The sequence below is a fragment of the Allobosea sp. P5_A5 genome (assembly GCF_056400625.1).
Genome location: NZ_JBFUKY010000007.1, coordinates 118,733 through 142,667, shown reverse-complemented (window position 1 = coordinate 142,667; position 23,935 = coordinate 118,733). Strand labels below are relative to the sequence as shown.

20 protein-coding genes are annotated in these 23,935 nt (G+C 65.3%); 15 read left to right on the top strand and 5 right to left on the bottom strand.

The genetic code is table 11. The annotated features are described in order from the left end of the window. Positions 1 to 66: 66 nt before the first annotated feature. The 10 genes from AC1DR6_RS15345 to lpdA all read left to right on the top strand — a co-directional run bounded on the left by AC1DR6_RS15345 (position 67) and on the right by lpdA (position 12,640). Positions 67 to 888 carry an ABC transporter substrate-binding protein gene (locus AC1DR6_RS15345; RefSeq protein ID WP_476830223.1) on the top strand — a complete coding sequence of 274 codons (822 nt, stop codon included), beginning with the start codon at positions 67 to 69 and terminating at the stop codon, positions 886 to 888. 200 nt (positions 889 to 1,088) lie between these two features. Beyond that, the gene (zapE, locus tag AC1DR6_RS15340) at positions 1,089 to 2,267 is read left to right on the top strand and encodes a cell division protein ZapE (RefSeq protein WP_476830110.1); all 1,179 of its coding nucleotides are present in this window, start codon (positions 1,089 to 1,091) and stop codon (positions 2,265 to 2,267) included. Positions 2,268 to 2,270: 3 nt separating this feature from the next. Beyond that, positions 2,271 to 2,870: a TetR/AcrR family transcriptional regulator gene (locus AC1DR6_RS15335; RefSeq protein WP_476830109.1), complete on the top strand. Its 600-nt coding sequence runs from the start codon at positions 2,271 to 2,273 to the stop codon at positions 2,868 to 2,870. Positions 2,871 to 3,146: 276 nt separating this feature from the next. After that, complete coding sequence (mdh, locus tag AC1DR6_RS15330) at positions 3,147 to 4,109, top strand: malate dehydrogenase (RefSeq protein WP_476830108.1); 963 nt, start codon at positions 3,147 to 3,149, stop codon at positions 4,107 to 4,109. Between the two features lie 75 nt (positions 4,110 to 4,184). Continuing rightward, entirely contained in the window at positions 4,185 to 5,381 is a 1,197-nt protein-coding gene (gene sucC, locus AC1DR6_RS15325) for an ADP-forming succinate--CoA ligase subunit beta (protein WP_476830107.1), read from the top strand. A gap of 9 nt (positions 5,382 to 5,390) precedes the next feature. Further along, positions 5,391 to 6,275: a succinate--CoA ligase subunit alpha gene (gene sucD, locus AC1DR6_RS15320; protein WP_476830106.1), complete on the top strand. Its 885-nt coding sequence runs from the start codon at positions 5,391 to 5,393 to the stop codon at positions 6,273 to 6,275. Between the two features lie 178 nt (positions 6,276 to 6,453). Beyond that, the gene (locus tag AC1DR6_RS15315) at positions 6,454 to 9,411 is read left to right on the top strand and encodes a 2-oxoglutarate dehydrogenase E1 component (protein ID WP_476830105.1); all 2,958 of its coding nucleotides are present in this window, start codon (positions 6,454 to 6,456) and stop codon (positions 9,409 to 9,411) included. Positions 9,412 to 9,494: 83 nt separating this feature from the next. Beyond that, on the top strand, positions 9,495 to 10,772 hold the full coding sequence (gene odhB, locus AC1DR6_RS15310; protein WP_476830104.1) for a 2-oxoglutarate dehydrogenase complex dihydrolipoyllysine-residue succinyltransferase: 1,278 nt from the start codon (positions 9,495 to 9,497) through the stop codon (positions 10,770 to 10,772). A gap of 38 nt (positions 10,773 to 10,810) precedes the next feature. Then, the gene (locus AC1DR6_RS15305; RefSeq protein ID WP_476830103.1) at positions 10,811 to 11,206 is read left to right on the top strand and encodes an MAPEG family protein; all 396 of its coding nucleotides are present in this window, start codon (positions 10,811 to 10,813) and stop codon (positions 11,204 to 11,206) included. 39 nt (positions 11,207 to 11,245) lie between these two features. Further along, positions 11,246 to 12,640, top strand: coding sequence for a dihydrolipoyl dehydrogenase (gene lpdA / locus AC1DR6_RS15300; RefSeq protein ID WP_476830102.1), 1,395 nt, complete (start codon positions 11,246 to 11,248; stop codon positions 12,638 to 12,640). Between the two features lie 113 nt (positions 12,641 to 12,753). Here the strand turns inward: lpdA and folD are convergent, their stop codons facing one another. After that, positions 12,754 to 13,626 (bottom strand): bifunctional methylenetetrahydrofolate dehydrogenase/methenyltetrahydrofolate cyclohydrolase FolD, encoded by an 873-nt coding sequence (folD, locus tag AC1DR6_RS15295; RefSeq protein ID WP_476830222.1) that lies wholly within the window; start codon positions 13,624 to 13,626, stop codon positions 12,754 to 12,756. A 265-nt stretch (positions 13,627 to 13,891) separates the two neighbouring features. Here folD and AC1DR6_RS15290 point away from each other — a divergent pair, with 265 nt between their 5' ends. Both AC1DR6_RS15290 and AC1DR6_RS15285 read left to right on the top strand, forming a co-directional pair. After that, on the top strand, positions 13,892 to 14,374 hold the full coding sequence (locus AC1DR6_RS15290) for a MarR family winged helix-turn-helix transcriptional regulator (RefSeq protein WP_476830101.1): 483 nt from the start codon (positions 13,892 to 13,894) through the stop codon (positions 14,372 to 14,374). 155 nt (positions 14,375 to 14,529) lie between these two features. Continuing rightward, a complete protein-coding gene (locus AC1DR6_RS15285) occupies positions 14,530 to 15,393 on the top strand; it encodes a DMT family transporter (RefSeq protein ID WP_476830100.1) in 864 nt (287 codons plus the stop codon). A gap of 196 nt (positions 15,394 to 15,589) precedes the next feature. Here AC1DR6_RS15285 and AC1DR6_RS15280 read toward each other — a convergent pair whose 3' ends face one another. The 3 genes from AC1DR6_RS15280 to AC1DR6_RS15270 all read right to left on the bottom strand — a co-directional run bounded on the left by AC1DR6_RS15280 (position 15,590) and on the right by AC1DR6_RS15270 (position 19,484). Next, complete coding sequence (locus AC1DR6_RS15280) at positions 15,590 to 17,557, bottom strand: potassium transporter Kup (protein ID WP_476830099.1); 1,968 nt, start codon at positions 17,555 to 17,557, stop codon at positions 15,590 to 15,592. Between the two features lie 80 nt (positions 17,558 to 17,637). Continuing rightward, positions 17,638 to 18,912, bottom strand: coding sequence for a flavodoxin-dependent (E)-4-hydroxy-3-methylbut-2-enyl-diphosphate synthase (gene ispG / locus AC1DR6_RS15275; protein WP_476830098.1), 1,275 nt, complete (start codon positions 18,910 to 18,912; stop codon positions 17,638 to 17,640). A 29-nt stretch (positions 18,913 to 18,941) separates the two neighbouring features. Then, complete coding sequence (locus AC1DR6_RS15270; protein WP_476830097.1) at positions 18,942 to 19,484, bottom strand: Fur family transcriptional regulator; 543 nt, start codon at positions 19,482 to 19,484, stop codon at positions 18,942 to 18,944. A gap of 113 nt (positions 19,485 to 19,597) precedes the next feature. On the opposite strand from AC1DR6_RS15270, the gene AC1DR6_RS15265 reads away from it, so the two are divergent. The 3 genes from AC1DR6_RS15265 to AC1DR6_RS15255 all read left to right on the top strand — a co-directional run bounded on the left by AC1DR6_RS15265 (position 19,598) and on the right by AC1DR6_RS15255 (position 21,982). Then, positions 19,598 to 20,383, top strand: coding sequence for a 3-hydroxybutyrate dehydrogenase (locus AC1DR6_RS15265; protein ID WP_476830096.1), 786 nt, complete (start codon positions 19,598 to 19,600; stop codon positions 20,381 to 20,383). After that, the gene (locus AC1DR6_RS15260) at positions 20,380 to 21,453 is read left to right on the top strand and encodes a patatin-like phospholipase family protein (RefSeq protein ID WP_476830095.1); all 1,074 of its coding nucleotides are present in this window, start codon (positions 20,380 to 20,382) and stop codon (positions 21,451 to 21,453) included. The genes AC1DR6_RS15265 and AC1DR6_RS15260 overlap by 4 nt, the downstream gene beginning before the upstream one ends. A gap of 112 nt (positions 21,454 to 21,565) precedes the next feature. After that, positions 21,566 to 21,982 (top strand): DUF3830 family protein, encoded by a 417-nt coding sequence (locus AC1DR6_RS15255; RefSeq protein ID WP_476830094.1) that lies wholly within the window; start codon positions 21,566 to 21,568, stop codon positions 21,980 to 21,982. A gap of 45 nt (positions 21,983 to 22,027) precedes the next feature. On the opposite strand, the gene AC1DR6_RS15250 is transcribed toward AC1DR6_RS15255, so the two are convergent. After that, positions 22,028 to 23,905, bottom strand: coding sequence for a cation:proton antiporter domain-containing protein (locus tag AC1DR6_RS15250; RefSeq protein ID WP_476830093.1), 1,878 nt, complete (start codon positions 23,903 to 23,905; stop codon positions 22,028 to 22,030). Positions 23,906 to 23,935 lie beyond the last annotated feature (30 nt).

The window sequence follows — 23,935 nt, the reverse complement described above, 5'->3', positions numbered from 1 at the left end:
CACGGTGGGGCTGGTACGCAGAAGATACGCTTTCAAACAACCGAGGGAGAAAACCAGATGCTTCGCATGACATTGACGGCGGCGCTGCTTGCCGCGACCACGCTCGCCGCCCAGGCGCAGGCCCTGCCGGAACGCATCAAGACCGCCGGCAAGCTCGTCATCGCGACGCAGCCGAACTATCCGCCGATCGCCTTCAAGGACCCGGCGACCAACCAGCTTTCCGGCTTCGACATCGAACTGGGCGAAGCGATCGGCAAAGAACTTGGCCTCAAGGTCGAGTGGCAGGAGACGGCCTTCGCACAGATGCTGCCCTCGATCCAGACCGGCCGCGTCGATATGGCGATGGCGGGCATGAGCGACCTTCCGGCGAGGCGTGAGCAGGTCGATTTCGTCGATTATCTGGTTTCGGGCGCGCAGTTCTACACGGTCACGCCGTTCAAGGATCAGATCAAGACTCCGGAAGACCTCTGCGGCAAGACGGTCGGCGCCAGCCGCTCGACCAACTGGCCGGTCCAGATCGGCGAGTGGAGCCAGGCCAACTGCGTCGCCAAGGGCAAGCCCGCGATCAACGTCGTCGGCACCGAGGGCTCGGTCGATGCGCGCACGCAGCTCAAGACGCAGCGCTTGCAGGCGGCGGTGCAGGGCAGCGAGACGATGGCCCATTTCCAGAAGCTGGAGCCGAACACCTATATCCCGCTCGGCAAGCCCTTCACGATGACGCTGGTCGGCACGCCGCTGGCGAAGACGGCTGAGGGCACGCAATTGCGCGACGCGGTCAAGGGTGCGCTCGACAAGCTGCAGGCCAATGGCGGCTATGATGCGCTGATTGCCAAGTACGGGCTGGTCGACAATCCGCTGAAGCCGATTTCGCTTAATAAGGGCGAGTAAAGCGCTGGCACAACCGTCATTGCGAGGAGCGGAGCGACGAAGCAATCTAGGGGGGCGTCGAGCGCTGCCGCCCCTGGATTGCTTCGCTTCGCTCGCAATGACGGGTGCTTGATGGCTTCGTCCGGCCGCGCCCTTGCCCACGCGGCAGCGCTGCCGTAACCCAGAAAGGCCTTTCTCCGGACGACGCTGCCTCTTACATCATGACCGCCTCGCTCACCGACCGCTACACCGCCCTTGTCGAGGCCGGCGCCATCGAGCGCGATCCGGCGCAGGTCGCTGTGGTGAAGAGGCTTCAGTCGCTGGGCGAGACGCTCGCAGCGCGCCGGCTGGCCCGCAAGGGCAGCGCGCTGGGCTGGCTTTTCGGCCGCAAATCGGACACGGCAGAGGCACCGAAGGGGCTCTATATCTGGGGCTCGGTCGGGCGCGGCAAGACCATGCTGATGGACCTGTTCTTCGAGGGCGCGCCGGTGCGACGCAAGCGCCGGGTCCATTTCCACGAATTCCTGGCGGATGTGCATCGCCGCATCGGCGTCTACCGCCAGAAAATCAAGAGCGGCGAGGTTAGGGATGCCGACCCGATCGCGCCGGTTGCGGCCGATCTGGCCGATGAGGCCTATCTGCTCTGTTTCGACGAGTTCACCGTCACCGACATTGCTGACGCGATGATCCTCGGGCGCCTGTTCACGGCGCTGTTTTCGGCTGGCGTCGTCGTCGTCGCGACCTCGAATGTCGAGCCGTCGCGGCTTTACGAGGGCGGCCTCAACCGGGCGCTGTTCCTGCCTTTCATCGAGCTGCTTCAGACCAGGGTCGAGGTGCTGAAGCTCGATGCCCGCACGGATTTCCGGCTGGAGAAGCTCGGAGGGGCGCCGGTCTATCATGTGCCTGCCGACGAGAAGGCGAAAGCCGCGCTCGATGCCGCCTTCAAGGCACTATCGGGCACGGCCGAAGGCAAACGGACGGTGCTGAGCGTGCAGGGGCACGAGCTCGTCCTTCCGCAGGCTGCGGGCAGCGTGGCGCGGGCGAGCTTCGCCGACCTCTGCGCACAGGCTTACGGCGCCTCCGACTACATCGCGCTGGCGCAGCGCTTCCACACGCTGGTGCTCGACGACATCCCCGTCCTCGACTTCGACCGGCGCAACGAAGCCAAGCGCTTCATCATCCTGATCGATACGCTCTACGAGCATCATGTGAAGCTCGTCGCGTCGGCCGCTGCCGAACCGCATGAACTCTATCATGCCAGCCGCGGGCGCGAGGCCTTCGAGTTCGATCGCACCGTCTCGCGGCTGATCGAAATGCGCTCGGAGGACTATCTGGCCAAACCGCATGGCCGGCCGGATTCGACGGCGAGCGGCGACACGACCGGGCTGGTGGAAACCTGACCGATGCCGCAGCGCGAGCCGAGCGAGACCCGCATCCTCACGGTCGCCAGCGAGCATCTGCGCCAGTTCGGCCTGAAGCGGTTCACCGTCGTCGCCGTCGCCGAAGAGGCGGGAATGACGCACGCGAACGTTTACCGCTACTTTCCCTCGCGCGCGGCGCTGGTCGACGCGGTGGTCGATGTCTGGCTCAAGGCGACCGAGCGCAAGCTCGCCGATATCGCCGATGGGCCCGACCCCGCCGACGACAAGCTTGAGCGGCTGATCCTCGGCCTCGCCAAAGCCAATCGCGATCTGCTGCACGAGGAGCCGCATCTGTTCGCGGCGTTGTCGCTTGCGGTCGCCAAGCGGCATGCGATCAGCCGGCGCAACCGCACGCGGGTTCGCACCCTGTTCGAGCGCGTCGTGGACGAGGGAATCGCCACCGGCGTGTTCGAGCCCCGCGACCGGGACCGGGCGATCGCCTTCGTGATCGATGCGACGCATCGCTTTATCCATCCCGCTTCCCTGGCGTTGGAAGGCGATGTCCCGCAGGCCTCCGTCGATACGCGGCTGGCAACGCTGATCCGTGTGATCCTGAGGGTGATCGGAAGCGGCATCGTCTGAAAATCATGTTACGATTTACAGAATCTGTATATTGTAATTATGGTGTTTTGCGGGTTTTTAACGGGGTGAGCCAGTCGGCGCCTTCTGCAAGTCCTTGAAAAATCAAGAGTCGCTTTTGTCATTGAGGCAAACATAGGCATTGCCCCGGAAAAGCCGCTTTTTCGGCAAGGGTTGCGGCAAAAGCCCGGTCTGGGCCAAAGCAACGCACGGTTCGCCGGCCCGCCGGCCTCTCGCCTGGCCATGTCTCCCATGGCCCCGAACATGAAGGATACGGCCATGGCCCGTAAGAAGATCGCCCTCATCGGTTCCGGCCAGATCGGCGGCACGCTCGCCCATCTCGCGGGCCTCAAGGAACTGGGCGACGTCGTGTTGTTCGACATCGCCGACGGCATTCCGCAGGGCAAAGGCCTCGACATCGCCGAATCCTCCCCGGTGGACGGTTTCGATGCCGGCTATCGCGGCACCAATACCTATGAGGACATCAAGGGCGCGGATGTGATCATCGTCACCGCCGGCGTGCCGCGGAAGCCTGGCATGAGCCGCGACGACCTGATCGGCATCAACCTCAAGGTGATGAAGGCGGTCGGCGAAGGCATCAAGCAATATGCTCCCAAGGCCTTCGTGATCTGCATCACCAACCCGCTCGACGCGATGGTCTGGGCCCTGCAGAAGTTCTCCGGCATCAAGCCGAACATGATCTGCGGCATGGCCGGTGTCCTCGACTCCGCCCGCTTCCGCTATTTCCTCGCCGAGGAATTCCAGGTTTCGGTCAAGGACGTTTCGGCCTTCGTGCTCGGCGGCCATGGCGACGACATGGTGCCGCTGGTTCGCTATTCGGGCGTCGCCGGCATCCCGCTGCCGGACCTCATCAAGATGAAGTGGACGACGCAGGAGCGCGTCGACGCCATCGTCGACCGGACGCGCAAGGGCGGCGGCGAGATCGTCAACCTGCTCAAGACCGGCTCGGCCTTCTACGCTCCGGCCGCATCCGCGATCGCGATGGCCGAGAGCTATCTCAAGGACCAGAAGCGCGTCCTGCCGGCTGCGGCCTATCTCAAGAGCCAGTACGGCGTAAAGGACATGTTCCTCGGCGTGCCGGTGGTGATCGGCGCCAAGGGCGTCGAGCGCGTCGTCAAGATCCGCCTCAACGGTGCCGAGAAGGACATGCTCGCGAAGTCGGTCGCGTCGGTCCAGACGCTGATCGATGCCTGCAAGTCGGTCGACTCCTCGCTGGCCTGATCTTCAACACGACGGCGGTCGCCTGCGCGATCGCCGTCTTTCGCCATTCTCTTCGCTGCCAGGGAAACCGAGCATATGAACATCCACGAATACCAGGGCAAGGCGCTCCTCAAGGAGTTCGGCGCGCCCGTCTCTGCCGGTTTCCCGGCGCTCACGGTGGCGGAAGCCGTCGAGGCCGCCAAGAAGCTGCCCGGCCCGCTTTATGTCGTGAAGAGCCAGATCCATGCCGGCGGTCGCGGCAAGGGCAAGTTCAAGGAACTCGGTCCCGACGCCAAGGGCGGCGTGCGCCTGGCCAAGTCGGTCGAGGAGGTCGAGAGCCACGCCAAGGAAATGCTCGGCAATACGCTGGTGACCGCGCAGACCGGCGAGACCGGCAAGCAGGTCAACCGCCTCTATATCGAGGACGGCTCGGACATCGAGAAGGAGTTCTACCTCTCGGCGCTGGTCGATCGCGAGACCTCGCGCATCGCTTTCGTCATCTCGACCGAAGGCGGCATGGACATCGAGGCCGTCGCTCACGACACGCCCGAGAAGATCGAGACCTTCTCGGTCGATCCGGCGACCGGCATCATGCCGCATCACGGCCGTGCCATGGCGCGCATCCTCGGGCTGTCGGGCGATCTCGGCAAGCAGGCCGGCACGGTGCTCGCGCAGATCTACAGCGCGTTCGTGGCCAAGGACATGGACATGCTGGAGATCAACCCCCTGATCGTGACCACGCAGGGTCAGATCAAGTGCCTGGACGCCAAGATCTCGTTCGACTCGAATTCGCTCTATCGTCATCCCGAGATCGTCGCGCTGCGCGACACGACGGAGGAAGACGAGAAGGAGATCGAGGCCTCGAAGTACGACCTCGCCTATATCGCGCTCGACGGCACGATCGGCTGCATGGTCAACGGCGCCGGCCTCGCCATGGCGACGCTGGACATCATCCAGCTCTACGGTGAAAGCCCGGCGAACTTCCTCGATGTCGGCGGCGGCGCCTCGGAAGAGAAGGTGACGGCGGCGTTCAAGATCATCACCGCCGACCCGAAGGTGAAGGGCATCCTCGTCAACATCTTCGGCGGCATCATGAAGTGCGACGTCATCGCGCGCGGCGTCATCGCGGCGGTGAAGGCGGTCGGCCTTCAGGTTCCGCTGGTGGTGCGCCTCGAAGGTACCAATGTCGAGGAAGGCAAGACCATCATCCGCGAATCCGGCCTCAACGTCATTCCCGCCGACGACCTCGACGATGCGGCGCAGAAGATCGTCGCCGCGGTCAAGCAGGCCTGAGGAGCAGACATGTCCATCCTGATCGACAAGAACACCAAGGTCATCTGCCAGGGCTTCACCGGCAAGAACGGGACCTTCCACTCCGAGCAGGCCATCGCCTATGGCACGATCATGGTCGGCGGCACCTCGCCGGGCAAGGGCGGCAGCCTGCATCTCGGCCTGCCGGTCTTCGACACGGTCGCCGAAGCCAAGCACAAGACCGGCGGCGATGCCTCGGTCGTCTACGTGCCGCCGCCGGGCGCTGCCGACGCGATCTGCGAGGCGATCGACGCCGAAATCCCGCTGATCATCTGCATCACCGAGGGCATTCCGGTGCTCGACATGGTGCGCGTCAAGCGCTCGCTGGCCGGCTCCAAGTCGCGCCTGATCGGGCCGAACTGCCCCGGCGTCGTCACGGCGGGCGAATGCAAGATCGGCATCATGCCGGCCAACATCTTCAAGCCCGGTTCCGTCGGCATCGTCTCGCGCTCGGGTACGCTGACCTATGAGGCGGTGTTCCAGACCACGAACGAGGGCCTCGGCCAGACCACGGCCGTCGGCATCGGCGGCGACCCGGTCAAGGGCACCGAGTTCATCGACATGCTCGAGATGTTCCTGGCGGACGAGAAGACCACCTCGATCGTCATGATCGGCGAGATCGGCGGTTCGGCCGAGGAAGACGCAGCGCAGTTCATCAAGGACGAGGCGAAGCGTGGCCGCAAGAAGCCGATGGTCGGCTTCATCGCCGGCCGCACGGCTCCTCCGGGACGCCGCATGGGCCATGCGGGCGCGATCATCTCGGGCGGCAAGGGCGGCGCGGAAGACAAGATCGCGGCGATGGAAGCGGCTGGCATCCGGGTCTCGCCCTCGCCGGCGCGCCTTGGAAAGACCTTGGTCGAAGTGTTGAAGGGCTGAGGCGCTGCCGCTTCTCCAGAGCGTCATGGTCGGGCTTGACCCGACTATCTCGTCCCGGAGGAGGCGATGGCAACACTGGCAAGAGATGCTCGGGTCAAGCCCGAGCATGACGGCAGGTTGAAGGAGGTCCGGGCAAGGGTCCGGGCCTGAGCAAGCGGCGAAGGAAGGCAGGAGCATCATGGCTCGCCAGGACAATAACGAGGCTCTCGCGCAGACCGGTTTCCTCTACGGCGGAAACGCGGCCTATATAGAGGACCTTTACGCCCGCTACGAGACCGATCCGAATTCGGTCGACGAGCAGTGGCGGAGCTTCTTCGGCGCGTTGCAGGACGACAAGCAGTCCGTGCTGGAGAACGCCAAGGGCGCCTCCTGGAAGAAGCCGAACTGGCCGATAACCGCCAATGGCGAGCTGATCTCGGCGCTGGACGGAAACTGGGCCCAGGTCGAGAAGGCGGTTTCCGATAAGCTCGGTGCCAAGGCGAAGGCGGCGGGTGCGACCCTTTCGGCCTCCGACGTGCAGCAGGCGACGCGCGATTCCGTGCGCGCCATCATGCTGATCCGCGCTTATCGCATGCGCGGGCATCTGCACGCCAAGCTCGATCCGCTCGGCATCGAGAGCCGCGACGATTCCGACGAGCTGGCGCCAGCCGCCTTCGGTTTTTCGGAGGCCGATCTCGACCGCAAGATCTTCATCGACAACGTGCTCGGCATGGAGTTCGCCACCGTTCGCGAGATGGTCGCGATCCTGCAGCGGACCTATTGCGGCACGGTCGGCGTCGAGTTCATGCACATTTCCGACCCCGAGCAGAAGGCCTGGCTGCAGGAGCGCATCGAGGGGCCGGACAAGGAAATCGCCTTCACCAAGGAAGGCAAGAAGGCGATCCTCAACAAGCTCGTCGAGGCCGAGGGCTTCGAGAAGTTCCTCGATCTCAAGTTCACCGGCACCAAGCGCTTCGGCCTCGATGGCGCCGAGGGTCTGGTCCCGGCGCTGGAGCAGATCATCAAACGTGGCGGCGCGCTCGGCGTGCGCGACATCGTCTTCGGCATGTCGCATCGCGGCCGCCTCAACGTTCTGACGCAAGTACTCGGCAAGCCGCACCGGGCGCTGTTCCACGAGTTCAAGGGCGGCTCCTACGCGCCTGATGACGTCGAGGGCTCGGGCGACGTGAAGTACCATCTCGGTGCCTCGTCCGACCGCGAGTTCGACGGCAACACGGTCCACCTCTCGCTGACGGCCAACCCATCGCATCTCGAGATCGTCGATCCCGTGGTGCTTGGCAAAGTGCGCGCCAAGCAGGACCAGTTCGGCGATGTCGTCGAGCGCTCCAAGGTGCTGCCGCTGCTGTTGCATGGCGACGCGGCCTTCGCCGGCCAGGGCGTCGTGGCGGAGTGCCTCGGCCTGTCGGGCCTGAAGGGACACCGCACCGGCGGCTCGATCCACTTCATCATCAACAATCAGATCGGCTTCACCACCTATCCGCGTTATTCGCGCTCCTCGCCCTATCCGTCCGATGTGGCGAAGATGGTCGAGGCGCCGGTCTTCCATGTGAATGGCGACGATCCGGAAGCGGTGGTGTTTGCCGCCAAGATCGCGATCGAGTTCCGGCAGAAGTTCCACAAGCCGGTCGTGGTCGACATGTTCTGCTATCGCCGCTTCGGCCATAACGAGGGCGACGAGCCGGGCTTCACCCAGCCACTGATGTATCGCAAGATCCGCGGCCACAAGACGACGCTGGAGCTCTATGCCGCCAAGCTCGAAGCGGAAGGCGTGATCAGCGCCGCCGAGCTCGACGACGCCCGCGCGGCCTGGAAGGCCAAGCTCGAGATCGAGTTCGACGCCGGGCAGTCGTTCAAGCCGAACAAGGCCGATTGGCTCGATGGCCGCTGGGCCGGCATGAAGGCGATCCGCGCCGACGAGGACGATCCGCGCCGGGGCGCCACCGGCGTCCTTGCCGAGACGCTGAAAGAAATCGCCGAGAAGATCACGGCGGTTCCGGCCGGGTTCAACGCCCACAAGACGATCCAGCGTTTCCTCGACAACCGCAAGAAGGCGGTCGAGAGCGGCCAGGGCATCGACTGGGCGACCGCCGAAGCGCTTGCTTTCGGTTCGCTGCTGCTCGACGGCAATCCCGTGCGCCTTTCGGGGCAGGATTGCGAGCGTGGCACCTTCTCGCAGCGCCACTCTGTGCTGATCGACCAGGAGACGGAAGCCCGCCACACCTCGCTGAACCATATCCGCGAGGACCAGGGACGCTTCGAGGTCATCAACTCGATGCTCTCGGAAGAAGCGGTGCTGGGCTTCGAGTACGGCTACACCCTGTCGGAGCCGAATGCGCTGACCTGTTGGGAAGCCCAGTTCGGCGACTTCGCCAATGGCGCGCAGGTCGTGTTCGACCAGTTCATCTCGTCGGGCGAACGCAAGTGGCTGCGCATGTCCGGCCTCGTCTGCCTGTTGCCGCACGGCTATGAGGGCCAGGGTCCTGAGCACTCCTCGGCCCGTCTCGAGCGCTTCCTGCAGATGTGCGCCGAGGACAACATGCAGGTGGCGAACTGCTCGACGCCCGCGAGCTACTTCCACATCCTGCGCCGGCAGCTGAAGCGGGACTTCCGCAAGCCGCTGATCCTGATGACGCCGAAGTCGCTGCTGCGCCACAAGCGCTGCGTCTCCGACCTGGCCGATCTGGCGGAGGGCTCGACCTTCCACCGCGTGCTGAACGACGATGCCGAGCGCGGCAAGTCGACCATCAAGCTGGCGAAGGACGCGAAAATCCGCCGCGTCGTGCTGTGCTCGGGCAAGGTCTATTACGACCTGCTGGAAGAGCGCGAGAAGCGTGGCATCGACGATGTCTACCTGATGCGCGTCGAGCAGCTTTACCCGTTCCCGCTCAAGACGCTGGCGCAGGAGCTGTCGCGCTTCAAGGGCGCCGATGTCGCCTGGTGCCAAGAGGAGCCCAAGAACATGGGGTCCTGGACCTTCGTCGAGCCTTATCTGGAGTGGGTGCTGGGTCATGCCGGCGTCAAGTCGAAGCGGCCGCGCTATGTCGGCCGTCCGGCTTCTGCCGCGACCGCGACGGGTTTGATGTCGAAGCACGTCGCCCAGCTCAACGCCTTCCTCGACGAGGCCTTCGCGGCCTGACCCGTTCCGGACCGGCTCCCGGGCCTGCGCTTCGGCGATGCCCGGGACGACCTCCAAGAGACCCGAATTAGAAGAGGCCCGACATGGCGACCGAAATCCGCGTACCCACCCTCGGCGAATCCGTCACCGAGGCCACCATCGGCAAATGGTTCAAGAAGCCCGGCGAGGCCGTGAAGGCCGATGAGCCGCTGGTCGAACTCGAGACCGACAAGGTGACGCTGGAGGTCAACGCGCCGTCCGCCGGCGTGCTTGGCGAGATCGTCGCCAAGGAAGGCGAGACGGTCGGCGTTAACGCATTGCTCGGCTCGATCGGCGAAGGCAGCGGGGCCGCTGCCGCTGCTCCGGCGCCGAAAAAGGATGAGACCGCGGTCGCGCAGGCCTCCGGCAAGTCCGGCTCCGGCACGGTCGCCGAGGCCGAAAAGAAGACGGCCGAGATCGTGGGTTCGCCGCAGCCGGCGGTCAAGGCCGCCGATTCCGGCCCGGCCGTGTCGCGGATCGCTGCCGAGAGCGGCGTCGATCCCTCGAAGGTTGCGGCGTCCGGCAAGGATGGCCGCGTCACCAAGGGCGACATGCTGGCCGCGATCGCGACCGGCGGTACTGCGCCGCCGGCCGCAGCACCCGCGCCTGTCCAGGTGCGCGCACCGTCGCCCGCCGATGACGGCGCGCGCGAAGAGCGCGTCAGGATGACGAAGCTGCGCCAGACGATCGCGCGTCGCCTGAAGGAGGCGCAGTCCAGCGCCGCCATGCTGACCACCTTCAACGAGGTGGACATGACCAACGTCATGGCGCTGCGCACGCAGTACAAGGACGCCTTCGAGAAGAAGCACGGCGTGAAGCTCGGCTTCATGGGCTTCTTCGTGAAGGCCGCCGTACAGGCGCTGAAGGAGATCCCGAGCGTCAACGCCGAGATCGACGGCACCGACATCATCTACAAGAACTACTACCACATCGGCGTCGCCGTCGGCACCGACAAGGGCCTCGTGGTTCCGGTGGTGCGCGACGCCGACCAGCTCTCCATCGCCGGCGTCGAGAAGGCGATCGGCGCCTACGGCAAGAAGGCGCGCGACGGCCAGCTCAAGATCGAGGAGATGCAGGGCGGCACCTTCACGATTTCGAACGGCGGCGTCTACGGCTCGCTGATGTCGACACCGATCCTGAACGCGCCCCAATCGGCGATCCTGGGCATGCATAAGATCCAGGAGCGGCCGATGGTCGTGAACGGCAAGATCGAAGCGCGGCCGATGATGTATCTCGCGGTCAGCTACGACCACCGCATCATCGACGGCAAGGAAGCCGTGACCTTCCTTGTGCGCCTGAAGGAAGGCCTGGAGGATCCGGCGCGGCTCGTGCTGGACCTCTGACGGGCGCAATTCTGCGCTGACAGCGGGAGACGACGATCATGGCCTTCACAACATTGACCGGCCTTCTCGGTTGGAGCGTCGTTCTTCTGCTGGCCCAGGTCTGCGCGCAAGCCAGCACCGTCACCGCGGCGGTCGGCATGTCCGAGGCGATGCGGCCACGCGACGGCGGCAACACGCCGCCGACGCTTCTTTCGGGCCGCCTGACGCGGGCCTTGGCCAACCTGCTTGAGACCTACCCCGCCTTTGTCGCCCTGGCGCTCGGGCTTATCGTCACCAACAAGGCCAGCGGTCTTGGCGTCACCGGCGCGCAGCTCTGGCTGGCTGCGCGTGTCATCTACGTGCCGATCTACGCGGCCGGCATTCCCGTCCTTCGCACCGGCGTCTGGATACTGTCGGTCGTCGGGCTCGTGATGATGCTCTTCGCCTATGCCTGAGGCATTGCCTCGATACCCGATCCTTACCGGAAGAACCCCATGTCCTACGATCTCGTCGTCATCGGCACCGGCCCCGGCGGCTATGTCTGCGCTATCCGTGCCGCCCAGCTCGGCCTCAAGGTCGCGGTGGTCGAGAAGCGCAAGACCCATGGCGGCACCTGCCTGAATGTCGGCTGCATCCCCTCCAAGGCGCTGCTTTATGCCTCCGAAATGTTCGGGGAAGCCGCGCACAGCTTCGGCAAGCTCGGCGTCGTGGTCGAGCCCAAGCTCGATCTGACAGCGATGATGGCCCACAAACAGGAGACGGTGGACGCCAACGTCAACGGCGTTGCCTTCCTGTTCAAGAAGAACAAGATCGAGGCTTTCCACGGCACGGCCTCTATCCCGGCCGCCGGCAAGGTCGTCGTGACGTCCGAGGACGGCAAGACGCAGGAGCTCGACGCCAAGAACATCGTCATCGCGACAGGTTCTGAATCGGCGCCGCTGCCGGGCGTGACGATCGACGAGAAGACCGTCGTGACCTCGACCGGCGCGCTCGAGATCGGGGCCGTCCCGAAGGAACTCGTCGTGGTCGGCGCCGGCGTTATCGGGCTCGAGATCGGCTCGGTCTGGAGCCGGCTCGGTGCCAAGGTTACCGTGGTAGAATATCTCGATCGCATCCTGCCTGGGATGGACGGCGAGGTCGCCAAGCAGTTCCAGCGGATTCTGGAGAAGCAGGGCTTCACCTTCATGTTGGGCTCGAAGGTTACTAAGGTCGAGACTGCCGCTGGCGGCGCGACCGTGACTGTCGAGCCTTCGGCAGGCGGCGAGGCCAAGACGCTGAGCGCCGAGATCGTGCTGGTCGCGATCGGTCGCAGGCCGAACACCGATGGCCTCGGCCTGGACAAGGCGGGCATCGCGACCGAGAAGGGCCGCGTCGTCATCGACGATCATTTCAAGACCAATGTCGCGGGCGTCTACGCCATCGGCGACGTGGTGCGCGGGCCGATGCTGGCGCACAAGGCCGAGGACGAAGGCGTCGCGGTGGCCGAGATCATCGCCGGCAAGCACGGCCATGTGAACTACGACGCGATCCCCGGCGTGGTCTATACCGGCCCCGAAGTCGCCTCGGTCGGCAAGACCGAGGAGGAGCTGAAGGCGGCGGGTGTCGAGTACAAGGTCGGCAAGTTCCCGTTCACCGCGAATGGTCGCGCCCGCGCGATGCGCCAGACCGACGGCTTCGTGAAGTTCCTGGCCGATGCCAAGACCGACCGCGTGCTCGGCTGCCACATCATCGGCCCGCGTGCCGGCGACCTGATCGCCGAGGTGACGGTGCTGATGGAGTTCGGCGGCTCCTCGGAGGACCTCGCCCGCACCTGCCACGCGCATCCGACGCTGGCCGAGGCGGTGAAGGAAGCGGCCATGGCCGTCGAGAAGCGCCAGATCCATATGTGATCTGCGGCGGGGCTTCGGAGAGGGCGCGTCTGCGCGCTCTCCTCCGTCCTCAAAAGCGCAGCTTCGCTTTTATCAAGATTCCGGGCTCGCTTGTCTTGGAGATCTAAAGAGCGTCAGCCCCGCCGCGCCTTGAACGCCGTCAGCGTGTTGCGCAGCAGGCAGGCGATCGTCATCGGACCGACACCGCCGGGTACGGGGGTGATCGCGCCGGCGACCTCCACCGCGTCAGTGAAGTCGACGTCGCCGGCGAGCTTGCCATTGGGCATGCGGTTGATCCCGACATCGATCACGGTCGCGCCTGGCTTGATCCAGTCGCCCTTGATCATCGAGGGCCGGCCGACCGCCGCGATGACGATATCGGCACGCCTCACGACGGCCGGGAGGTCGCGGGTCCGCGAATGGGCGATGGTCACGGTGCAGTCGGCCTGGAGCAGGAGCTGCGCTACGGGGCGGCCCACAAGCTCGGAACGGCCGATCACGACGGCATCCAGGCCCGACAGGCTGCCCAGCGTCTGTTTCAGCAGCAGCATGCAGCCGAGCGGGGTGCAGGGGACGAGCAGATGGTCCCCACCGGCCTTGCCGCCGGCGAGGCGCCCGGCGTTGATCGGGTGCAGCCCATCGACGTCCTTGGCGGGATCGATCGCGTCGAGGATACGGCCGGTGTCGATATGCTTGGGCAACGGCAACTGAACGAGGATGCCGTCGACGGCATCATCGGCATTGAGCGCGGCGATCTTGGCCAGAAGATCGGCCTCGCTGGTTTCCCCCGACAGGCGGTGCGCGACGGACGCCATGCCGACTTCGACCGCGAGCTTTTCCTTCGAGGCGACATAGACCCGGCTCGCTGCATCATCTCCGACGAGGACGACATGCAGGCCAGGCGTAAGGCCTCGCCGGGCCTTGATCTCGGCAACCTCGCGAGCGATGTCGGCGCGCAGCGCCGCCGCCGCTGCCTTGCCGTCGATGATGCGTGCCTGCCCGGTCATGGTCCCGCCCTCGTTTGCAGCAGCGACCTCTTGCGCGATCGGGACCATCCGGACAAGCCCGAATACGCCGTCGCTTGCGAACCCGCCGACGCGGAAGGCCGTTAAACACGCCATACGGGCCGCTCTCGCGCAGGCGACATCGATATGTCATGCGTCTGTCATGTTCGCAGGCCAGTCAGCAGCCGGCGAAGCGTCTTCTTATCCGTGCAAGCATCTTGGCAAGCATCCTGCAGGATCGCGAGCCGGGACGGCCAAGGGATCGATCATGACCAAGGCTATCGAAAAGAGCGTCGGCCGGGCCCTGCTCGTCGCGGCGCGTCTGCACAGGTCGCGGATGGGCGAGCGGCTGACCGGGCTTGGGTTGTTTCCAGGCCAGGAACAGGCCCTGAAGGCGCTCCAGCCAGCGCCGATGACGATGGGCGAACTGGCGTCGTTGTTGAGGGTCAAGCCGCCGACCGTGTCGAAAACCATTGGCCGGCTATCCCTGCAAGGGCTGGTGATGCGCGAAGGCGGCAATCGCGACGGGCGCCTGGTCCAGGTGGCATTGACCGAAGCCGGGCAGCAGAAGGCGGTGGAACTCGACGATCTCTGGAACGAGGTCGAGGAGGAGCTTCTGGACCGGCTCGACGGCAAGGAGCGCAAGCAGTTGCGCAAGTTGCTGCGCAAGGCCGCCAAGGGGCTTTCCAAGGCGGGTGCCGAGCCGGATGACGCCGAACTCGACACGGACGAGGCCGATAGCGACGCCTGACCGCATGCAACGCATGCGTAGGCGAACTGGCTACAGCGCGCAGATCGGTTAAGTCTGGTCGTGCCATTCGCTGTGAGCATGACGAGGCCGTTCTGCCCTTTTCCAATCCTTCCGCCATTGAGGCCGGCCGCCAGCGCCTGACCGCCATCGGCCTGATGTGCGCGGCTGTCATCTGCTTCGCGCTGCTCGACACCAATGCGAAGTGGCTGGGCCAGCATGGCATGGACCCGCTGCTGGTCTCGTTCGCGCGTTATGGCGTCAGCGTCGTGCTGGTCTCGTTCCTGATCAATCCGGTGAGCCATCCCGGCGTTCTGCGAACGAAGCGGCCCTGGCTGCAATTGCTGCGCTCGCTGCTTTTGCTGAGCTCGACGGTGCTGAACTTCTTCGCGCTGCGCTATCTGCAGTTGGCTGAGACGATCTCGATCATGTTCGCGACCCCGCTGCTGGTCGCGCTGGCCTCGGGGCCGCTGCTGGGCGAGTGGCCGGGACCGCGCCGGCTGGCGGCGATCGGCGTCGGCTTTCTCGGCGTGATTCTGGTGACGCGGCCCGGTGCCGGCGGAATGCACCCTGCCGCTTTCCTGTCCGTGGCGGGCTGTCTTTGCTATGCCTTCTATGTCCTGACGACGCGGGTCCTGGCGGCATCGGACAGTTCCGAGACCACGATGGTCTATTCAGGGCTTGCCGGAACGGTAGCGTTGCTGCCGACGCTGCCCTGGGTCTGGACCTGGCCGCAATCGCCCTCTGTCTGGGCCTCGCTGATCGCTACCGGCTTCTTTGGGGCGCTGGGCCACTGGATGCTGATCAAGGCGCATCGGCTGGCGCCGGCGACCGTGCTGGCGCCCTTCATCTATTCGCAGCTGGTCTGGATGGTGCTGCTGGGATGGCTCGTCTTCGGCCAGCTCCCCGATCGCTGGACCTTCGCGGGCGGGGCCGTCGTCATCGGCTCCGGGCTTTACCTGCTTTATCGCGAGCGGGTCAGGCACGTTCCGGCGGATGCGGTCTCGGCGCGGCTGGACTGAGAGACCGCTCGCCAACTCTACTGCGGCGGCCGACTGGCGGTGCTCTTCTGCGCTTCCGGTGCTCACGTACAAAAGTACGCTCCGCTCCGGTTCCCGAAAAGCACCCCCATTCGCCTCACCGCAGCGACTTGGCAAACGATCTCTAAGGCAACCGCTTTCAAGTCTCTGCCCAGCACTGGCCGACGATCGGCGGCTCTCAGACCGTGACCTGCGTGCCGACCTCGACGACGCGGCCGGTCGGGATCTGGAAGAAGTTCGTGGCGTCCGTCGCGCTCTTGGTCAGGCTGATATAAAGGTTGTCCTGCCAGACCGGCATGCCCGATTGCGGCGAGGCCTTGATCGAGCGGCGCGACAGGAAGAACGAGGTCGACATAATGTCGAACTTGAAGCCCTGCTTGCGCAGCATCGCCAGCCCCTTGGGCACGTTCGGGCTTTCCATATAGCCATAGACGATATCGACGCGCCAGAAATCGTCGGTGATGCGGGCGAGGCGCACGCGCTCTTCCTCCGCCACGCGCGGCGTGTCGGCGGAGCGCACGGTCAAGACCACGTTGCGCTCATGCAGCACCTTGTTGTGCTTGAGGTTGTGCAGCAGCGAAGCCGGCGCGGTCTCGGGGTCGCTGGTCAGGAACACCGCCATGCCCTTAACCCGTGCGGGCGGGCTCTTGGAGAGCATGCCGACGAGTTCGAGCAGCGGGACATCGGTCTTGCGAGTCTTGTCGAAGAGGATCTTCGTGCCGCGCATCCAGGTGCCCATCACCACGACGAGCGCCATGGCCAGCAGCACCGGCACATAGCCGCCATGGAACAGCTTCAGCATGTTGGCCGCGAAGAAGGCGACGTCGACCGTGAGGAAGGGCAGGATGATGACGGTCGTGGCGGTGAGGCTCCAGCCCCAGTGGCGGCGGATGACGATGGCCGCCAGCATCGACGACACCACCATCGTCCCAAACACCGAGATGCCGTAGGCGTGCGAGAGGCTGGACGAGGTGCGGAACGACCAGACCAGGATCAGCACGATGACCAGCAGCATCAGGTTGACGCGCGGCACGTAGATCTGACCCGAGGTCTGTTCCGAAGTGTGGCGGATGTCCATGCGCGGCAGCATGCCGAGCTGGATCGCTTGCCGCGTCAGCGAAAACGCGCCGGTGATGACAGCCTGGCTCGCGATGATGGTCGCGACTGTCGCCAGCACGACGAAGACGGGCAGCAGCGCCGGCGGGGCCAGTTTGTAGAAGGGATTGTCGATGGCGGAGGGGTCGGCGAGGATGAGCGCGCCCTGGCCGAGATAGTTCAGCCACAAGGCCGGAAACACGACATAAAGCCAGGCGCCGCGAATGGGGCCGCGGCCGAAATGGCCCATATCGCCATAGAGCGCCTCGGCGCCGGTGACCGCGAGACAGACAGAGCCCAGCACCGCGAGCGAGACGCCGGCATGGTCCCGGAAGAAGGTCAGCGCGTAATACGGATTGACCGATTTGAAGATCGAGAGGTCGTCGGCGATGTGATAAAGGCCGAGCGCGGCCAGCGTGATGAACCAGAGCATCATCACCGGGCCGAAAAAGGTCGCGACCTTCTGCGTGCCATGGCTTTGGACAATGAACAGGCCGATCAGGATCACCGACGAGATCCAGAGGATGTAATCGTCGAGCAAGGGCGTGATCAGCTTCACGCCCTCGACCGCCGAGAGCACCGAGATCGCCGGGGTGATGACGGTGTCGCCGTAAAACAAGCCGGCGCCGATCATGCCCAGCAGCAGCACCGAGCGGGATTTGTTGCGGCCGAGGCTGCGCTGGGCCAGCGCGACCAGCGTCAGGATGCCGCCTTCGCCGTTATTGTCGGCCCGCATCAACAGAACGACATATTTCAGCGTCACGACGACGACCAGCGACCACAGGATCAACGACAGGACGCCGATCACCACCGATGGCGGGACGACGGCGTGCTCATCGCCTCCGGTCGCGGCCAGGATGGTTTCGCGCAGTGCGTAGAGCGGGCTGGTGCCGATGTCGCCGAAGACGACGCCGAGCGCACCCAGAGCCAGCGCGCCATAGCCCGCCGTTCCATGGCCGTGATGGCCGCCCGGGCTGCCGTGACCGTCGTCCAGCCCGAAACGGGAATCCTCCGGCCGCAGGGTCGAAGGATTCGGATTTTCATGCCCCATCGGGGATCTCCGCGGGTGCTGCGATGCAGCGAAAGGCCGGCGCCTCTACCACAATGCGGGCGCCTGGCAAAGGTTGCGGGTCATCCGGTTAGCGGCAGGCCAGCGCCGTAACGCCGCGTGATGTAGTCCGCGACCATGGTCTTGAACTCGTCCGCAATGCCAGGGCCGCGCAGGGTCGTGACCTTCTCGCCATCGACGAAGACGGGCGCCGTCGGCGTTTCGCCGGTGCCGGGGAGCGAGATGCCGATGTCGGCATGCTTCGATTCGCCGGGTCCGTTGACGATGCAGCCCATCACCGCGACGTTAAGGTTTTCGACGCCGGGATAGCGGGTCTTCCATTCTGGCATGGAATTGGAAATCCAGCCCTGGATGTCCTGCGCCAGCTCCTGGAATACGGTCGAGGTGGTGCGTCCGCAGCCGGGGCAGGCGGCGACGAGCGGCACGAAGGCGCGAAAGCCCATGGTCTGGAGCAGTTCCTGCGCCGTCTTGACCTCGAGCGTCCGGTCGCCGCCGGGCTCCGGCGTCAGCGAGAAGCGGATCGTGTCGCCGATGCCCTCCTGCAGCAGGATGCCGAGCGCTGCGGAGGAGGCGACGATGCCCTTGGAGCCCATGCCGGCCTCAGTCAGGCCGAGATGGATGGCGTAGTTCGACCGGCTCGCGAGCATGCGGTAGACCGTGATGAGATCCTGCACGCCCGAAACCTTGGCCGAGAGGATGATGAACTCGCGCGAAAGCCCGATTTCCTCGGCCCGCTCTGCCGACAGCAGGGCGGACTGCACCATCGCCTCGCGCATGATGGCGCGCGCTTCCAGCGGCTGGGCCGAACGAGCATTATCGTCCATCAGCGCGGTCAGCAGTTCCTGATCGAGCGAGCCCCAGTTGGCGCCGATGCGGACCGGTTTGCGATAGCGGATTGCCGTCTCGACAATCTGGCTGAACTGCCTGTCCTTCTTATCCTTGAAGCCGACATTGCCGGGGTTGATGCGGTATTTCGCCAGCGCCTCGGCGCAGGCCGGGTGATCGGCCAGCAGCTTGTGGCCGATATAATGAAAGTCCCCCACCAGCGGCACATCGACGCCGATGCGGTCGAGCCGCTCGCGGATCCTAGGGACCGCAGCGGCCGCTTCGTCGCGATCGACCGTGATGCGGACCAGCTCCGAGCCCTGCCTGGCGAGCGCGGCGACCTGACGCACCGTGCCGTCGATATCGGCGGTATCGGTATTGGTCATCGACTGCACGACGATCGGGGCGCCGCCGCCGACGGCGACATGCCCGACCTTGACCGGCACCGTGAACTGGCGCGCGAGCGCCCCGGAACGCTCCGGCGAAAAGTTTGGGAAGGCGCGCTCGTTCATGCGGGCTTCTCGATCAGGAGACGACTTATTCAGACGGTGACTTGGCTGCAATGCTCGCAGCGGCCAACGATTTCGACCATCTGGTGGGCGGGTGAGAAATGCCGTGTTTCGGCGATCGCCGCCACGGCTTTCTTCATCGCTGGCGAGGAATCCTCATCGACGCCGCCGCAGACCTCGCAAATCAGGAAGGCCACGACCTCGTCGGCACCGTGGCCGTGCAGGCAGGCGAGATAGGCATTCTTGGAGGAAAGGCGATGCACGAAGCCCTGTTCGACCAGGAAATCCAGTGCCCGGTAGATTGTGATCGGTGCGATCCGTCGCCCGCCGGTCGGAGAGATGCGATCGGCCAGATCATAGGCGCCGACCGGCTTATGGTCGGCATGCAGCGCCTCCAGCGCCTGCCGGCGGATCGGTGTCAGGCGCAGACCGCGCTCGCGGCAGATGCGCTCCGCACGCGCCAGGGCCTCGCCTGCGTGCAGGGCGTGCTCATGCGCATGGGCGCAGGCGCCCTGGCCATGCCCGGCGTGGTCGTGTCCGGCGTGCGCGTGCGCGTTTGGCTGCATTTTCGTCATGTTGCGCTGCAAAGACTCATCGGGCAACGTGCGGCGATATTCCACCGCCTCATGGCCGCTTTCAGACGCCAACTTAAGCATTTCCTCCCCGATTGTCAGGAGCCTCGAAGCTCATGTTTCTTAAAGACCGCGCTGCCGCCATCACCGGCTCGACCTCCGGTATCGGGTTGGCCTATGCCCGCGCACTCGCGGCCGAGGGCGCCAACCTCGTCGTCAACGGCATCATGCCGCCGGCCGATGCCGAGAAACTGCGCACCGATCTGGAGGGCGAATTCGGGGTGAAGGTGGTGTTCTCGGCCGCCGACATGACGAAGCCCGCCGAAATCGCGGGCTTCATCGGCGAAGGCGAGAAGGCCTTCGGCGCCATCGACATCCTGATCAACAATGCCGGCATTCAATATGTCGCGCCGATCGATGAATTCCCGATCGAGAAATGGGACCAGATCATCGCGATCAACCTGTCCTCGGCCTTCCATACCATCCGCGCGGCGCTGCCGAAGATGCGGGAGAAGGGCTGGGGCCGCATCATCAATACGGCCTCGGCGCATGCCTTCGTCGCCTCGCCCTATAAATCGGCCTATGTCGCGGCCAAGCACGGCATCGCCGGCCTGACCAAGACGGTGGCGCTGGAAGTCGCGACCAAGGGCATCACCGTCAACGCCATCGCGCCGGGCTATGTCTGGACGCCGCTGGTCGAAAAGCAGATTCCGGACACGATGAAGGCGCGCGGCATGACCAAGGAGCAGGTCATGAACGACGTGCTGCTGGCGGCGCAGCCGACCAAGGAGTTCGTCACGGTCGAGCAGGTCGCGGCGCTGGCGGTGTTTCTCTGCACCGACGCCGCCAAGTCGATCACCGGCACGACCTTGCCGATGGATGGCGGCTGGACCGCAGCGTGAGCCGACGTCCATCGCGCAAGCCGGATCCGGCCAAGGGGTTGGCCGGGCCGAAGGCCGAAAAGACCGTGTCGCTGGCGTTGCAAGGCGGCGGCGCGCACGGCGCCTTCACCTGGGGCGTGCTCGACGCGATCCTGGAGGACGGGCGCCTCGCCATCGAGGCGCTGACGGGCACCAGCGCGGGCGCCATGAACGCGGTCGTGCTAGCGGAGGGGTGGCTCGACGGCGGGGCGGACGGTGCACGTACCAAGCTGGAGCAGTTCTGGCGCGCGATCAGCGTCGACGGCAAATATGGCGGCTCGGAACGCTCGCTGCTGGACACGATGCTCGGCGCCTGGGGCAACAGCAACGGCACGCCGCCCGGGCTGCTGTTCTTCGAGATGTTCGCCAAGGTGGCGAGCCCCTACGACATCAATCCCCTCAACATCAACCCGTTGCGCGGTGTCGTCTCCGAACTGATCGACTTCGAGAAGGTGCGTGCGCTCGATGCGGTGAAGCTCTTCATCGCGGCGACGAACGTGCGCACCGGCAAGATCGCGATCTTCGAGGGCAAGGAGCTGACGCCCGATCACGTCATGGCTTCGGCCTGCCTACCGATGGTTTTCCAAGCGGTGGAGATTGGCGGAGAGGCTTATTGGGACGGCGGCTATATGGGCAATCCGGCCCTGTTTCCGCTGTTCTACAAGGCGCATTGCGACGATATCCTGCTGGTCCAGATTAACCCGCTCCAGCGCGAGGACCTGCCGACCAAGGCGCGCGAGATCCAGGACCGGCTGAACGAGATCACCTTCAACGCCTCGCTGCTGCGCGAGCTCAGGGCGATCGGCTTCGTCAACCGGCTGATCGACGAGGGCAAGCTGCCGCGCGACGAATACAAGCGCGTGCTGATGCACCGCATCGACGGCGGGTCGCCGCTGGCGGAACTGGCCTCGTCCTCGCGGATGAATTCCGATTGGGATTTCCTGCTCAAGCTGCGCGACATGGGCCGCGCCGCCGGCAAACTTTGGCTGCAGCGGCATTACGACGCGATCGGGACAGAGGGCACGCTCGGCCTGAAGGATGCGATCGACTGAGCGTGCCATTCTTTCCGTTCCGGGATCGGAGTTGTTTCAGCGGCGCGCTTGCGTAAGCCCGAGGCTGAATGCCATTCAGCGTGTGCGAGCCTTTCGAACGAACGGGGATTTCATGAGCAAGCTGATCGTCACCGCCGGCCCCTATCGCTTCGACGCGAAGTTCGAGCTGGAAGCCGCGCCGAAGACGTGCGCCGCCTTCCGCGAGCAGATGCCGTTCGTCAGCAAGATGGTGCATGTGCGCTGGAGCGGCGAGGGCGTCTGGATGCCGCTCGGTGATCTCGATTTCGGCGTCGGCTACGAGAACAACACCGCCTATCCCGCGCCCGGCCACATCATCCTCTATCCGGGCGGCGTCAGCGAGACCGAGATTCTGCTGGCCTATGGCGGGGTGCAGTTCGCCAGCAAGGCCGGCGTGCTTTCCGGCAACCATTTCATCACCCTGACCTCGGGGCTGGAGAACCTCTACGCGCTCGGGCGCAAGACGCTCTATGAGGGCGTGCAGGATGTCCGCTTCGATCTGGTCGACTGAGGTTTTCGCTTCACCCTGGAGTGAGCCGGGGATGAAGCGGAGCCTTCAGGCCGCCGTCGAGGTATCGGTGGGCGGTTTCGGCAGGCGAACAGGTGCCGCGGTCTGAACGGGGTCGTCGGCCGGCTCGGTCGCCGTTTCAGTGACAGGGCTGGCGGCGTTTCCGTCAGCGGCCGGACGCTCGCCCGTCTCCCGCAGGTTCTGGCACATCGACAGCATGGCGCGGGCGATCTCGGCCTCGCCCATGATCGTCAGAGTCGCGCCGCATTTCGAGAGATGCTCGACTTCGGCATCGGAATGGGCGCGGGCGACGATCGGCAACAGGCCGTTCTCGCCGCGAGCCTGCTGGCAGACCTGGCCGGCCTCGAAGCTGCCGGGGATCGCGACGAAGAGCCGGATCGCGCGGTCGACACCGGCTGCGGCCAGCACCTCCGGGTCGGCGGCATTGCCGATGAGCAGTTCGGCGCCGTCGCGCTTCGCCGTTTCGACGGCTGAGGGATTGTCCTCGATCACCAGCAGCTTGGCGCCTTGCGAAAGCAGCCCTGCGCCGAGCAGGCTGCCGACGCGGCCATAGCCGACCACGACGATGTGGCCGGAAAGCGCGGTCGGGACGATGTCCCGATCGGGCTGGGCGGCAGGTTCAGGCGTCGCGGGAGCAGGGGCGTGCGGGGCGCCGCTATCGTGGATCGCCCCGTCAAGTTTCGGCTTGGCCGCCGGCGCTTCGCCCAGCCTCAAACGGTCGACGATCGCGAACATCACCGGATTCAGGAGGATCGAGAGGATCGCGCCGGCGAGGATAAGGTCGCGCCCCTGCGCCGGCAGGATGCCGAGCGAAGTCCCGAGCCCGGCGAGGATGAAGGAGAATTCGCCGATCTGCGCCAGTGACGCCGAGATGGTCAGCGCCACCGAATTGGAGCGGCCGAAGGCGCGCACGATCAGCCAGGCGGCGAGCGACTTGCCGACGAGGATGATCGCCAGCGTGCCCAGCAGCGGCCAGGGCGCGCGCAGCAATATGCCGGGATCGAACAACATGCCGACCGAGACGAAGAACAGCACGGCGAAGGCATCGCGCAGCGGCAGGGTTTCCTCGGCCGCCCGCTGCGAGAGCGGCGATTCCGAGAGGATCATGCCGGCGAAGAAAGCGCCAAGCGCGAAGGACACGCCGAAGAGCACCGCCGCCGCATAGGCAACGCCCAGGGCCAGAGCCAGGACTGCGAGGCGAAAGAGTTCGCGCGAACCGGTATGCGCCACCCAGTGCAGCGCCCAGGGAATGACGCGGCGCCCGACGATCAGCATGAACGCGACGAAGGCCAGGACCTTCGCCAATGTCAGCCCCAATACGCCCCAAAGGCCGAGATCGAACTGCGTCGAAAGCGGCGATGGCGCGCCGGGCTTCGGCCCGTTGAGTGCATCCGCGATCGCCGGCAGGGCGACGAGCGCAAGCACCATGGCGAGATCCTCGACGATCAGCCAGCCGACGGCGATGCGCCCCTTCTCGGTCTGGACAAGGCGCCGCTCCTGCAACGCGCGCAACAGCACGACGGTGCTCGCGACCGACAAGGCAAGGCCGAAGACGAGGCCGGCCATCCAACCCCAGCCGAGCAGCAGAGCGAGACCCAGGCCCATCGCTGTTGCGACCGTGATCTGCACCAGGGCGCCGGGCACCGCGATGGTTTTGACGGAGAGCAGCTCCTTCAGGGAGAAATGCAGCCCGACGCCGAACATCAGCAGGATGACGCCGATTTCGGCGAGTTCGTTGGCGAGGTTCTGGTCGGCGACGAACCCCGGCGTGAAGGGGCCGACGGCTACGCCGGCGACGAGGTACCCCACCAGCGGGGAAATCCGCAATTTATGGGCAAGCGCTCCGAAGACGAAGGCAAGGCCAAGGCCCGCAACGATGATGGCGATCAGCGGGCCGGGGTGCATGGATCTCTCAAACTGGAAAAGACGAGGAAA

Excerpts from the sequence above, each read along its gene's own strand:
- zapE (WP_476830110.1), top strand. The coding sequence starts at position 1,089 with ATGACCGCCTCGCTCACCGACCGCTACACCGCCCTTGTCGAGGCCGGC.
- AC1DR6_RS15285 (WP_476830100.1), top strand. The coding sequence starts at position 14,530 with ATGTGCGCGGCTGTCATCTGCTTCGCGCTGCTCGACACCAATGCGAAG.
- AC1DR6_RS15255 (WP_476830094.1), top strand. The coding sequence starts at position 21,566 with ATGAGCAAGCTGATCGTCACCGCCGGCCCCTATCGCTTCGACGCGAAG.
- lpdA (WP_476830102.1), top strand. The coding sequence starts at position 11,246 with ATGTCCTACGATCTCGTCGTCATCGGCACCGGCCCCGGCGGCTATGTC.
- AC1DR6_RS15280 (WP_476830099.1), bottom strand. The coding sequence starts at position 17,557 with ATGGGGCATGAAAATCCGAATCCTTCGACCCTGCGGCCGGAGGATTCC.
- AC1DR6_RS15305 (WP_476830103.1), top strand. The coding sequence starts at position 10,811 with ATGGCCTTCACAACATTGACCGGCCTTCTCGGTTGGAGCGTCGTTCTT.
- mdh (WP_476830108.1), top strand. The coding sequence starts at position 3,147 with ATGGCCCGTAAGAAGATCGCCCTCATCGGTTCCGGCCAGATCGGCGGC.
- AC1DR6_RS15335 (WP_476830109.1), top strand. The coding sequence starts at position 2,271 with ATGCCGCAGCGCGAGCCGAGCGAGACCCGCATCCTCACGGTCGCCAGC.
- AC1DR6_RS15250 (WP_476830093.1), bottom strand. The coding sequence starts at position 23,905 with ATGCACCCCGGCCCGCTGATCGCCATCATCGTTGCGGGCCTTGGCCTT.
- sucC (WP_476830107.1), top strand. The coding sequence starts at position 4,185 with ATGAACATCCACGAATACCAGGGCAAGGCGCTCCTCAAGGAGTTCGGC.
- folD (WP_476830222.1), bottom strand. The coding sequence starts at position 13,626 with ATGACCGGGCAGGCACGCATCATCGACGGCAAGGCAGCGGCGGCGGCG.
- sucD (WP_476830106.1), top strand. The coding sequence starts at position 5,391 with ATGTCCATCCTGATCGACAAGAACACCAAGGTCATCTGCCAGGGCTTC.
- AC1DR6_RS15265 (WP_476830096.1), top strand. The coding sequence starts at position 19,598 with ATGTTTCTTAAAGACCGCGCTGCCGCCATCACCGGCTCGACCTCCGGT.
- AC1DR6_RS15345 (WP_476830223.1), top strand. The coding sequence starts at position 67 with ATGACATTGACGGCGGCGCTGCTTGCCGCGACCACGCTCGCCGCCCAG.
- AC1DR6_RS15315 (WP_476830105.1), top strand. The coding sequence starts at position 6,454 with ATGGCTCGCCAGGACAATAACGAGGCTCTCGCGCAGACCGGTTTCCTC.
- AC1DR6_RS15290 (WP_476830101.1), top strand. The coding sequence starts at position 13,892 with ATGACCAAGGCTATCGAAAAGAGCGTCGGCCGGGCCCTGCTCGTCGCG.
- AC1DR6_RS15270 (WP_476830097.1), bottom strand. The coding sequence starts at position 19,484 with ATGACGAAAATGCAGCCAAACGCGCACGCGCACGCCGGACACGACCAC.
- odhB (WP_476830104.1), top strand. The coding sequence starts at position 9,495 with ATGGCGACCGAAATCCGCGTACCCACCCTCGGCGAATCCGTCACCGAG.
- ispG (WP_476830098.1), bottom strand. The coding sequence starts at position 18,912 with ATGAACGAGCGCGCCTTCCCAAACTTTTCGCCGGAGCGTTCCGGGGCG.